General features: G+C 68.3%; 9 protein-coding genes and 1 riboswitch. Of the genes, 4 read left to right on the forward strand and 5 right to left on the reverse strand.

What is annotated here, in order from left to right; translation table 11 throughout:
- Positions 1-8: 8 nt before the first annotated feature.
- From ACVKN3_RS04100 to fusA, 4 genes are read right to left on the reverse strand one after another with little or no spacing between them, the layout of a single operon-like run.
- Positions 9-347 (reverse strand): hypothetical protein, encoded by a 339-nt coding sequence (locus tag ACVKN3_RS04100; RefSeq protein WP_354513974.1) that lies wholly within the window; start codon positions 345-347, stop codon positions 9-11.
- A complete protein-coding gene (mobA, locus tag ACVKN3_RS04105) occupies positions 344-907 on the reverse strand; it encodes a molybdenum cofactor guanylyltransferase (RefSeq protein ID WP_354513972.1) in 564 nt (187 codons plus the stop codon). Before mobA ends, ACVKN3_RS04100 begins: the two co-directional genes overlap by 4 nt.
- Complete coding sequence (locus tag ACVKN3_RS04110; protein WP_354513970.1) at positions 877-2,073, reverse strand: molybdopterin molybdotransferase MoeA; 1,197 nt, start codon at positions 2,071-2,073, stop codon at positions 877-879. The genes mobA and ACVKN3_RS04110 overlap by 31 nt, the downstream gene beginning before the upstream one ends.
- A complete protein-coding gene (gene fusA, locus ACVKN3_RS04115; RefSeq protein ID WP_285405536.1) occupies positions 2,070-4,166 on the reverse strand; it encodes an elongation factor G in 2,097 nt (698 codons plus the stop codon). Before fusA ends, ACVKN3_RS04110 begins: the two co-directional genes overlap by 4 nt.
- Before the next feature lie 545 nt (positions 4,167-4,711).
- Here fusA and ACVKN3_RS04120 point away from each other — a divergent pair.
- Positions 4,712-5,692: an aldo/keto reductase gene (locus ACVKN3_RS04120; protein ID WP_354513968.1), complete on the forward strand. Its 981-nt coding sequence runs from the start codon at positions 4,712-4,714 to the stop codon at positions 5,690-5,692.
- Between the two features lie 55 nt (positions 5,693-5,747).
- On the opposite strand, the gene ACVKN3_RS04125 is transcribed toward ACVKN3_RS04120, so the two are convergent.
- Positions 5,748-7,058 carry a glycosyltransferase gene (locus ACVKN3_RS04125; RefSeq protein ID WP_354513966.1) on the reverse strand — a complete coding sequence of 437 codons (1,311 nt, stop codon included), beginning with the start codon at positions 7,056-7,058 and terminating at the stop codon, positions 5,748-5,750.
- Positions 7,059-7,151: 93 nt separating this feature from the next.
- Positions 7,152-7,373: riboswitch (cobalamin riboswitch) on the forward strand.
- Between the two features lie 196 nt (positions 7,374-7,569).
- Between ACVKN3_RS04125 and metE the strand changes: the two genes are divergently transcribed.
- The 3 genes from metE (at position 7,570) to ACVKN3_RS04140 (ending at position 12,164) form a co-directional block, all read left to right on the forward strand.
- Positions 7,570-9,861 (forward strand): 5-methyltetrahydropteroyltriglutamate--homocysteine S-methyltransferase, encoded by a 2,292-nt coding sequence (gene metE / locus ACVKN3_RS04130; protein WP_354513964.1) that lies wholly within the window; start codon positions 7,570-7,572, stop codon positions 9,859-9,861.
- A gap of 388 nt (positions 9,862-10,249) precedes the next feature.
- Entirely contained in the window at positions 10,250-11,470 is a 1,221-nt protein-coding gene (gene metK / locus ACVKN3_RS04135) for a methionine adenosyltransferase (RefSeq protein WP_285405528.1), read from the forward strand.
- A gap of 172 nt (positions 11,471-11,642) precedes the next feature.
- Entirely contained in the window at positions 11,643-12,164 is a 522-nt protein-coding gene (locus tag ACVKN3_RS04140; protein ID WP_354513962.1) for a DUF4142 domain-containing protein, read from the forward strand.
- Positions 12,165-12,255: the final 91 nt, after the last annotated feature.

Here is a 12,255-nt window from a genome sequence, read left to right on the forward strand (position 1 = left end):
GGGCTGGATCAACCGCGCCGCCGACGCAGGCTGTCCTTCACGTCGACATCGAATCGCACCGTGGTGGCCACGGTCTCATGACCGGGTAGTTCGAACACCAGGCCGTCCTTGCTCGGCAGCCGCGCATGCAGTTCCTGCAACGCCTTGCGCGGCACTTCCATCCGCCACTCGTGAGCATCGCCGGACAGCACGCATGCCGTGCCATCGGTGGCATCCACCGCGTAGCGCATCGTGAACACCGTGCCGAACGCCGTCGAGCCCAGCAAGGCGACGTCTTCCAGCAGGACAGCCAGCTCGTCCTCGTCGACGCGCACGCGGATGGTGTGGTTCTCCAGCTGCACTCTCATGCCGTCGCCTCGCGCCATTGATCGGGTGTGTTGCAGTTGACCAGTCGCGGCGTCACCGCGTTGTCGAGCGGCAGCGCGGCGACGCCCAGCCGCGACTGCAAGGCCGCGACCGAACACGCCCGCCCGGGTCGGGTCATCAGCTCCGCAAGCGCCGTGCGTGACATCGCATCCAGGCGCAGGCGCATCGGCAGGGGGTGGCCTTGCCAGCAACTCGTGGCATGGGTGCCTGCCGACGCCAGCAAGGGCGCGAGCAGGGACTCGCCCAGGTGCGGCATGTCCACGGGCACCACGAGCAATTCGCCGTTAGGCAGATGGTCGACCACGCTGGCGATACCGCCGACGGGGCCGCTGCGAGGCCAGCGGTCGGGGATGCCACCAGGCCGATCGCCGCTGACCGTGACGATGGCCGCGCCGGCGGCGTGCAGTGCAAGGATCGCTCGCTGCAACAGCGTGGCACCGTCGATCACCAGTGCGGCCTTGTCACGCCCCATGCGCGAGGACAGTCCGCCGGCAAGCACCAGGCCGAGGATCATCGGGCGTCCGCCGGGTCGAGGGGCCACGCATCCACCCTTCCGTTGAACGCATCCGCCGCGGACAACCATGTGTCCGCCTGCGTATACGGCACGATGCGGTAGGCGGCCTGAGCCGGCATGACGCATACCCTCGTTTCGCCATCGATGTCATCGATGAATCGACCGAGGGCGAAGTGATGCAGGCCCTCGCGCAAGCTGACGCCTTCCGCGACGCGCACGCGCTGCGGGCGTTCGGGAGGCAAGCCCGCCAGCGCGCGTAGCACCGGCGCCACGAAGAAGCGATAGCCGACCGCGACGGCCATGGGGTTGCCCGGCAGGCCCAGCACCAGCGGGCCGGCGTCGAAGCGTGCGGCGAGCAAGGGCTTGCCCGGCCGCATCGCCACCTTGTGGAACAGGGTATGCGCGCCGAGTGCCGAAAGCGTGGTGGGAACGAAGTCGAACCGACCGGCCGACACGGCACCCGTGGTGACGATCAGGTCCACACCGGCCGCAAGAGCGTCGGCGATGGCCTCATGGAAAGCCGTTCCGACATCGGGTACCCGCTGACGGACGACCAGCTCGGCGCCCCAGCGCAACAGGCTGGCGGCGAGAAACGGGCCGTTGGAATCGTGGATGCCACCGGGCGGCAGCGCACCGGCGGGATGCAACTCGCTGCCCGTGGCGATGACGGCCACCCGCGGCCGCCGTACGACATCGACGCCATCGATGCCCAGCGCGGCCAGCAGCATGACGGCCGCCGCATCGATACGCCGGCCGGCGTGCAAGGCGACGCTGCCCGCACGGAGGTCCCCACCGACGGTACGCACGTTCTGGCCCCGCGGTTCGTCCGCAAGAAAATGCACGCGATCGCCGTCGCGTTCACAGCGCTCCAGCGGCACCACGGTGTCGAAGCCTTCCGGCATGCGCGCGCCGGTGGCGATCTCGCAACATTCCGCCTCGGGGTAGGCCAATGCGCCATCGCCCGCGGCATGCATGGCGGCCACGCGGTATCCGGAACCGGCGGCGATGGACGCGCCGGGGGCACGCAACGCGTAGCCATCCATGGCCGCGTTGTCGAACCCGGGTAGCGACAGCGGGCTGACGACATCGGCGGCGAGGACACGCCCCGCCGCCTTGTCGAGCCCTGGATGCTCACTGCTCAGCGTCCTGCACTCGGCGAGCAACCGCATCACGGCATCGGGATAGGCAATCATCCGCCAAGACTAACGGCAGCACGCCCCGCGTGCGACACCTCCTGCGCGGACGCCGGACGGTAGGCGTGGAATGCCACCGTGGCCGAGGCGCGCCCCTGGCTCAGGGACCGCAGTGCCGTGCTGTAGCCATCCAGCCGGGCCAGCGGCACGTCGGCTTCGATCGTCGTGCGCGCCTGCGCCTCCGTGAGCTGGACGATATGCCCGCCGCGACGTTGCAGGTCGCCGAGCACATCGCCGACGGCCGTGCCCGGGGTGGTGACCGATACCCGCATCACCGGCTCCAGCAGCACCGTGCCCGTCGCCTCCAACGCGGCTTTCACCGCCATCTGCGCAGCACGATGGAAAGCGGCCTCGTTCGAGTCCACCGCGTGCGCCTGGCCGTCGAGCACCGTCACGCCGGCACCGACCACGGGGTGGCCACGCGGGCCCTCGAGCAGCGCCGACCGCACGCCCTTCTCCACGGCCGACTGGAAGGCCTTCGGAATGACGCCGCCGGTGCTGCGGTCCTCGAAGCGGTTGCCCGCCTCGCCGGTCGGTGCCAGCGACAGTACGACGCGCGCGTACTGCCCGCTGCCACCGGTCTGCTTGGCCAGCTTGCCTTCGACCGGACCGGAGGCCTTCGCCGGGGTTTCCTGGTAGGCCACGCGCGGGAAACCGGTACGTACCGGCACACCCCATTCGCGGCGAAGGCGCTCGACCGTGACCTCCAGGTGCAGCTCGCCCATACCCCAGACCAGCGTCTCACCGGTATCCGGATCGGTGCCCACGCGAAACGACGGGTCCTCCTGCGCCAGTCGCGCCAGCCCGTTGCCGAGCTTGAGCAGGTCGGCGGAGCGTTCCGGCGACAACCGCCACGACAGCACGGCCGGCTGCGCCTGGATCGTCTCCAGCCTTACCGGGCGATGCGGATCGGCCAGCGTTTCGCCCGTGGCGACGTCTTTCCAGCCGGCGACGGCCACGATGTCGCCCGCTTCGGCGAACTCGACGGCGTCGGTTTCGTCGGCGCGCACGACGGCAAGCCGGCCCACGCGCTGGACGCGATCGGTGCCGCTGCGCCACACCGCATCGCCGACGCGCAGGCATCCGGCATAGATACGAACGAACGCCAGCGGGCCATGCGCCTGATGAACCACCTTGAAGACCAGCGCCGCCAGGGGCGCCTGCGCGTCGGGCAGCACCGCGATGTCACCGTCGTCGGTATGCGCGACCACGGGCGGACGATCCAGCGGCGACGGTAGATAGTCGACCATCGCATCGAGCAACGCCTCGATACCGACGTTGCGGAACGCGGAGCCCGGCAACACCGGCGAACCGAGGCCCGCCAACGTGCCCCGGCGCAACGCCGCGCGCAGTTCGTTCGCCGTGATCGGCTCGTCCGCCAGCCAAAGGGCGGCGAGCGTATCGTCGTGATCGGCCACCGCGGCCACGAGGTCTGCACGCGCAGCCGCATGGACGGCGCGCTCGGCGGCATCCCACGCGTGCACGCCCGCCGCGCCGGTGGCATCGAAGCGCCACGTGCGCTCACCGACCAGGTCGACCAGGCCGGTCATGTGTTCGGCCTCGATGACCGGCCGCGCGACGACCCAAGGGCGGGCGCCCAGCGTGTCCCGCATCTGCGCGACCACGGCGTCGAAGTCCGCCCCCGGGCGATCCATCTTGTTGACGAACGCCATGAGCGGCACGCCATGGCGGCGTGCCTGGTGCCACACCGTTTCCGATTGCGGCTGCACGCCCGCCACGCCGGAAAAGACGGTGACCGCGCCATCGAGCACGCGCAACGAACGTTCCACCTCGATCGCGAAATCGATGTGTCCCGGGGTATCGATAAGGGTAAGCCGATGCGGCTCGCCGCCATCCGGCGTCCACTGCGCGCGCACGGCCGCTGCACCGATCGTGATGCCGCGCTCGCGCTCGAGCTCCATGTGGTCGGTGGTGGTCGCGCCGTCGTGCACCTCACCCGTGCGATGGATCGCGCCGGAGGCGTAAAGCAGGCGCTCGGTGAGCGTGGTCTTGCCTGCGTCCACGTGCGCGATGATGCCAAGGTTGCGCCAGCGGTCGACGGGAATGCGGGTATCGCGGTTGACGGTGTTCATGGGTGACAGTGTCCTGAAGGGATCGCCAGGGGCGTGGACGAGGGGGCAAGCGAGGCACTCCCCGATCCGACGACCGCCGCCCCTGGCGGAGCCGGACGGGTCAGGATCGGGGGTCGCGGCGGTTCTTCATGGCACGTGCACTCCGGAGACGACGAAAAAAAATCAAAAAAAAAGCACCCTTGCGGGTGCTTTCGACAGGCTGCTGGCGCCGGCCGCCTAGGACGGCGTGCCGCACCGCACGAAGCGCGCGCACCCGCGACGCGCCCCAGGGGCGATCGATAGGCGGTGCTTCAAATCGTGCTTGCAACGGAACATGGGGTGGCGCTCTTCAAAGGTTGGCAGGGATGACACCATAGCGTCGTGCGCATGACATAGGGGCATGCACGACGCTTTCAAGCGCGCCATCGAAAGATTTCGAAGACTATATTCGGTCGAGCGGCGTCGCGAAGACGCCACAAGCAGCGGCCGTGATGTCACGGGAGCTCTATGCCACGTCCACGTGACATCCGCCAAGATCGCTGTTTCTTTCCATGGAGTCCCTACCCATGCGTTACGCGAAACTCGGCCGTACCGGCCTGGAGATTTCCCCCGTCGTCCTGGGTTGCATGACCTACGGCGTGCCCGACCGCGGCAACCACACATGGACGCTGGATGAAGCGCAGAGCCGCCCCTTCCTGCGCAAGGCGCTGGACCTGGGCATCAATACGTTCGATACCGCCAATGCCTACTCGGACGGCACCTCCGAGGAAATCGTCGGCCGCGCGCTGCGCGACTTCGCACGCCGCGACGAAGTGGTGATCGCCACCAAGACGTTCTTCCGCTGGCACAAGGGGCCGAACGGCGGGGGCCTGTCACGCAAGGCGATCTTCCACTCGGTGGATGATTCGCTCGCCCGCCTGGGAACCGACTATATCGACCTGCTGCAGATCCATCGTTTCGACCCGGATACGCCGATCGAGGAAACGCTCGAAGCCCTGCACGACGTGGTCAAGGCCGGCAAGGCGCGTTATCTCGGCGCGTCGTCGATGTATACGTGGCAGTTCGCGCAGATGATCTACACCGCGCGCCTGCATGGCTGGACCGAATTCGTCAGCATGCAGGACCACTACAACCTGCTGCAGCGCGAGGAAGAGCGCGAGATGATGCCGTTCTGCATCGACGAAGGCATCGCGCTGCTGCCGTGGAGCCCGCTGGCACGCGGACGGCTGACGCGCGACTGGGACGAAGGCAGCACCCGGCAGCAGAGCGACGTGTTCGGCAACACGCTCTACGGCGGCACGGAAGACGCCGACCGTGCCATCGTCGCCGCGGTGAAGAAGGTGGCGGAGGCGCGCGGCGTGCCGCGCGCACAGGTAGCGCTGGCATGGGTCGCGCAGCGCGAAGGCATCACCGCGCCGATCGTGGGCGCATCGAAGCCGCAGCACCTGGACGATGCCGTGGCGGCGATCGAGCTTACGCTGACCGCCGACGAGATCGCCACGCTGGAGGGCGCTTATACGCCCAGGGCCATTGCGGGCTTCGAATGAAGCCTGCCTTCCAAATGACGCGTAACCGCTGCGCGCTGAAGCGTGGCGTTTGCGATCAGCTCGCTATCGAAGGTGAGCGTGGATGCCGCCGCGTTTCGATCGCCCGTTCGATAACGTCGGCGGCCCGAGACGCACCCGTTTCCGCCCGGATGGCCGTGGCCGCGTGTTGCGCGCGCAGGGCGACGCCTTCATCGGCAAGCAGCACGCGCAACCTCGCGGCGGCGCGATCCGCGCGATAGCGCGACGCTGGCAACACGGCCCCCACGCCGAGTCGAACCACCCGCGCCGCGTTGTCCGGCTGGTCGAACCCATGCGGCACGACCAGGGAGGGGCAACCGGCGCGGAGGGCTTCCTGAGTGGTGCCTACGCCGCCGTGGTGCACGACGGCCGCGGCACGTTCGAACAGGGCGCCGTGCGGGGCGTATTCGACGGCAAGCACGCCATCGGGCAGCACGGTCGGCAGACGCGAACGCATTTCCGGTGATCCCGTCAGCAGTACGGCGCGTCGGCCCAGCATCGCGGCGGCGCCCATGCTTTCGCGAAGGAAGCCTTCACCCGCGTGGACCGCCGCCGAGCCCAGCGTGAACACCAGCGGTGGCTCGCCGGCGTCGAGGAACGCCATCAATGGCGGCGACAGGCTGCCCAAGGAGGGAGAGTAACGGCAGTAGCCCGTCACCAGGGTATGCGCCGGCGCATCGGCCGGCGCCTGCCCGAGTAACGGCGAATACATGGCTAGCACGCCATCGCGCGCGTGCTGCCCGCGGTGGAAGGGATCACCCCCTGCCGAGACCGGCGGCAAGCCGAGCGATTGGCGGAATCGGCGCACCGGGCGCGTCCACGGTGCCGTGACGTGCTCGGCCATACGACGAAGCCAGGCGCCGCGTCGTGGCGTGGTGCGCAGGAAGCGGTCGAGGATGGCCAGGCCCGTGGCGGGCGGATCGTACGCCGACAGGAACGCGGCCGGCGACAGCACCGCGGACAGCCAGGCGACATGCGTGGTTTCCCCGAGGATCTGCGCGGCGAAGGCCAGTGTGGTCGTGACGATGGCATCCGCCTCAGTGCAGACGGGCGCCAGGGCCTGGTAGCTTGCCGCCACATCCGCGGCAGCCAGGTCGCGAACGACGAAGCGGGGGCCACGCAGCGGGTGGAACGCGCGCGCGGCGAAGGCGGCCTTGTCCGCCGGCTCGGCGATGCCGCTGGCCAGGAGGAAGCGCAAACCGGCATCCGCCACCGCCTCGCGATGGATCGCGTGCGCGGCCACGGTGACCTGGTGTCCGCGCGCCGCCAACTCCCGGCCCACGGCCAGGAAGGGAAACAGGTCGCCCTGTGACCCGACCGTCGCCATCACGATGTGTCGTCCCGCCATGTCCCGCCTCCCGCCGATGTCCTGGCGCATCCTCGCGGCCGGCGTGTCGAGGCGATGCATCCCGACGCGTTGACCTGCCCCCACCACGCAGGCTAGTCTTCGCTCGCCAGCGGTCTTTATCTCTCTATTCGAATGGAAAGATAAAAGCTAAGAGGGAAGCCGGTGCGAATCCGGCGCTGCCCCGCAGCGGTATGTGGAGACGAACGCGTCACAGGCACTGGATCGAACAACGATCCGGGAAGCGACGCGCAAGGCGGCACCTGTTCCGGTGCCACATCCACGAGCCCGAAGACCTGCCGCCGGCCTGAGCACGCGTACCGTCATGGGTACGCGCGCTCCGCACGACCTGGACCCACCGCGCCCGCGTGGTGGCCCGGTTCGCCCGCGGGGGCGAAGGTCGACGGTACGCCGCATGACACCCACGACGCCGTGCACCTGCGTGCGGCGGCGCGCGCGTGTCCGGCAGCGGGCCGCCCTTCCCTCCTCTTTGCCACGAAGAGGACGTATCCACATGCCACACGTTACCTACCCCGGTTTTCCCCGCATCGGCAGACGCCGTGAACTCAAGCGCGCGCTCGAAAGCCACTGGCGGGGCGATAGCGACCGCGAGGCCCTGCTCGCCGTCGCCCGCCAGCTGCGCGAGCGGCACTGGCAACTCGCCCGCGAGGCCGGCGCCGACAGCGTGCCGGTCAACGACTTTTCCCTCTACGACCATGTGCTCGATGCCGCCGTCGCGGTGGATGCCATCCCCGAGCGCTACCGCGACCTGCATGCGCGGGACGCCCTGGCGGGCTACTTCGCCATGGCACGCGGTCGCCAGGACGGCACGGTTGACCTGCACGCACTGGAGATGACCAAGTGGTTCGATACCAACTACCACTACATCGTTCCGGAACTGCATGCGGGCCAGGTCTTCGCTACCCGGGCCGACAAGGCGGTGGCGGAATACCGCGAGGCCGTGGCCGCGGGCCATACGGCGCGCCCGGTGCTGCTGGGCCCGCTGAGCTTCCTTCGCCTGGCCAAGACCGTGGACGGCAGCGACCCCCTGGCCCTGCTGGATGCCCTGTTGCCGGCCTGGAGCGGCTTGCTCGACGCGCTGACGGAAGCCGGCGCCGACTGGGTGCAGGTCGACGAACCGGCCCTCGTGCTGGACCTCGACCCGGCCTGGCAGGCGGCGTACCGGTCGGCGTACGCCGCCATCGGCGAGCGCACGCGCGGACGCATCCTCCTGGCCACCTATTTCGGTGACCTGGGGGCCAATCTGGCCCTGGCCACGTCGTTGCCGGTGGCCGGCCTGCACGTGGACCTGGCCCGTGCTCCGGGGCAACTGGACGCGGTGATCGACGCGCTGCCCGCCGGGCGCGTGTTGTCCGCCGGCGTACTGGACGGCCGCAACATCTGGCTGAGCGACCCGGCAATCATCGGCCCGCGCATCGCCCATGCACGCAAGCGCCTGGGTGACGATCGACTCTGGCTGTCCACCTCGTGCTCGCTGCTGCACGTGCCCATCGACGCCGCCGAGGAAAAGCGCCTGCCCGGCGCGATCGGCGAGTGGCTGTCGTTCGCCCGGCAGAAGATCGTCGAACTGCGCCGCTACGCCGATGCCGCGACCGGCGACGAGGCCGCGCAACGCGTGCTCGCCCGCCAGCACGATACGGTGGAGGCGCGTCGCCGCTCGCCCGACGTGGTGCGCGCCGAGGTGCGTACGCGCGTGCGCGGGCTGACACCGCAGTTCGGCCAGCGCCGTTCGGCCTATGCGTTCCGGGCCAACGTGCAGAGTGAGCGCTTCGGGCTGCCCGACCTGCCCACCACCACCATCGGCTCGTTCCCGCAGACCGCCGACCTGCGGCTCGCGCGTGCCGCGCACCGGTCCGGCAAGCTGGACGACGAGGCCTACCAGGCCGTGCTGCGTGACGAAGTACGCCGCGCGGTGGCCTTCCAGGACGAGATAGGGCTGGATGTCCTCGTGCACGGCGAGCCCGAGCGCAACGACATGGTGGAGTATTTCGGCGAGCAGCTGCAGGGCTATGCGTTCACCTCGCTGGGCTGGGTGCAGAGCTACGGCTCGCGCTGCGTCAAGCCGCCGATCATCTACGGCGACGTGGCCCGGCCGGCGGCGATGACGGTCGCCTGGTCCAGCTACGCGCAATCGCTGACCAACAAGCCCATGAAGGGCATGCTGACGGGCCCGGTGACCATGCTGCAGTGGTCGTTCGTGCGCGACGACCTGCCCCGCGCCGAGGTCTGCCGGCAGATCGCGCTGGCCCTGCGCGACGAGGTGCACGACCTGGAAAAAGCAGGCATCGGCATCGTGCAGATCGACGAGCCCGCGCTGCGCGAGGGCCTGCCGCTGCATCGCGCCGACTGGGCCGATTACCTCGCCTGGGCGGTGGACGCGTTCCGGATCACGGCCGGCGGCGTCAGCGACGCCACCCAGATCCACACCCACATGTGCTACTCGGAGTTCAACGACATCATCGAGGCCGTCGCGGCCATGGATGCGGATGTCATCTCCATCGAGACCAGCCGCTCGCGCATGGAACTGCTGGATGCCTTCACCCGCTTCCGCTACCCGAACGGCATCGGTCCCGGGGTCTATGACATCCACTCGCCCCGCGTGCCGGCCGAGGCCGAGATGGCCGACCTGCTGGACCGGGCACTTAGGGTGCTGCGACCCGACCAGTTGTGGGTCAATCCGGATTGCGGACTGAAGACCCGTGACTGGCCAGAGGTGGCCGAAGCCCTGAAAGGCATGGTCTCGGTAGCCCGGACGGCCCGGGAGAGGCTGACGACGGCGGCATAAAAGGGACCGGTAGGAGCCCACGATGTGGGCGAACCGTCTACGTAGCTAGGGGCGAAAAAAGCCGACCTCGTGCCCAGGCGAGCGTTTTTAGACTCGCCTGGTGCGGCTTTAAAACGCTTCAAAAGCCGCTTCGTTCGACTCACGGCAACGCTCGCGTGGATGCGATGTGTGGCTTCATTCGCCGAGCGTGACCTGAGGGTTCGCCCACATCGTGGGCTCCTACCCCCCCAAAAAAGCGTGCGGGCCCGTAGACCGGGTCCCGCCCCTGAACATCCATGCAATCGTCACCATCGAGGCGTACCCTCCCCCGCTGCAAACCGGTGATGGGGGGTGTATCATGGCGCGCCCCATTTATCTCTTTATCCGTAAAGAAGGATATATACCCTCGATGAGCAATTACCTCTTCACCTCCGAGTCGGTCTCCGAAGGCCACCCGGACAAGATCGCCGACCAGATCTCCGACGCCGTCCTGGACGCCATCCTGGCTCAGGACCCGCGTGCACGCGTGGCCTGCGAGACGCTGGTGAAGACCGGTGTCGCCATCGTCGCGGGCGAAATCACCACCAGCGCCTGGATCGACCTGGAAGCGCTGACCCGCAAGGTCATCCTCGACATCGGCTACGACTCCTCGGACGTCGGCTTCGACGGCGAGACCTGCGGCGTGCTCAACCTGATCGGCAAGCAGTCGCCGGACATCAACCAGGGCGTGGACCGCAAGAAGCCGGAAGAACAGGGCGCTGGCGACCAGGGCCTGATGTTCGGCTACGCCACCAACGAGACCGCCGAATACATGCCGGCGGCCATCCATTACGCCCATCGCCTCGTCGAGCAGCAGACCAAGGTCCGCAAGAAGAAGAACTCGCCGCTGCCGTGGCTGCGCCCGGATGCCAAGAGCCAGGTCACCCTGCGTTACGAGAACGGCGAAGCGGTCGCCATCGACGCCGTCGTGCTTTCCACCCAGCACGATCCGGACGTGAAGCAGAAGGACCTGATCGAAGGCGTGCGCGAGCTGATCCTCAAGCCGGTGCTGCCGGCCAAGCTGCTGCACAAAGGCACCAAGTTCCACATCAACCCGACCGGCAAGTTCGTGATCGGCGGCCCCGTGGGCGACTGCGGCCTCACCGGTCGCAAGATCATCGTCGACACCTACGGCGGCTGGGCCCGTCACGGTGGCGGTGCGTTCTCGGGCAAGGATCCGTCCAAGGTCGACCGTTCGGCCGCCTACGCCGCGCGTTACGTCGCCAAGAACATCGTGGCCGCCGGCCTGGCCGACCGTTGCGAAATCCAGGTCAGCTACGCCATCGGCGTGGCCGAGCCCACCTCCATCTCGGTCACCACCTTCGGCACGGGCAAGATCGCCGACGACAAGATCGAGAAGCTGATCCGCAAGCACTTCGACCTGCGCCCGTACGGCATCATCCAGATGCTCGACCTGGTGCACCCGATGTACCAGCCGACGGCTTCCAACGGCCACTTCGGCCGCAAGCCCTACGAGATCACCGACAAGAACGGCAACACGTTCACGGCGTTCTCGTGGGAGAAGACCGACAAGGCCGAGATCCTGCGCGAGGCCGCCGGCCTCGGCGCCAAGGTGGCCCGCGTCAAGTAATTTCGAGGCGACACGCGATACGGAACGGGCGCCTTCGGGCGCCCGTTTTCTTTGGCGGCGTGGGCGGCGTGGGCGGTGCGCGGTAGTCCGGGGCACCCGTGCGGGGCGACAAGGTCACGAGCCTTTCATGGCCGGAATGCGACATCTGGGACCTGTTATCGGAGGATCCACCATGTCCCGTACCCTGCCCCGCTTCCTCGCCGCCACGCTGCTCGTAGCCGCCCTGCCCTTCGCCGCCCATGCCCAGGTCAAGGATTCCAAGGGTGGCAGCGCCACCGACGCCGGCTTCGTCACCAACGCCAGCGGCGCGGGCCTGACCGAGGTCGAACTGGGCAAGCTGGCCCAGACCAACGCCGGCTCGGCGAAGGTCAAGGCGTTCGGCCAGAAGATGATCGACGACCACACCAAGGCGGGCGAGGAACTGAAAAGCCTCGCTGCGGGCGATCGCGGTTATGCCACCGCGGAAGCACCGCCGCCGGCCAACCAGAAGGACATCGATGCGCTGAAGCGCATGAATGGTGCGGCCTTCGACAAGGAGTTCGCCAAGGTGATGGTGGCCGACCACGAAAAGGCCGTGGCGATCTTCGAGGTGGAAGCCGAGAAGGGGTCCAACAAGGACTTGCAGGCGTTCGCGAAGAAGACCCTGCCGACGCTGAAGCAGCACCTGAAGCTGGCCCGCAACCTCGACAAATAACAAGCCACAGCCAACCCACGTAGGAGCGCACGATGTGCGCGAACGGGTAATGCGGAAGGTTTATATATTCCGACACCCCCCATCGCGCACA

Source organism: Luteibacter sp. PvP120 (assembly GCF_054055715.1).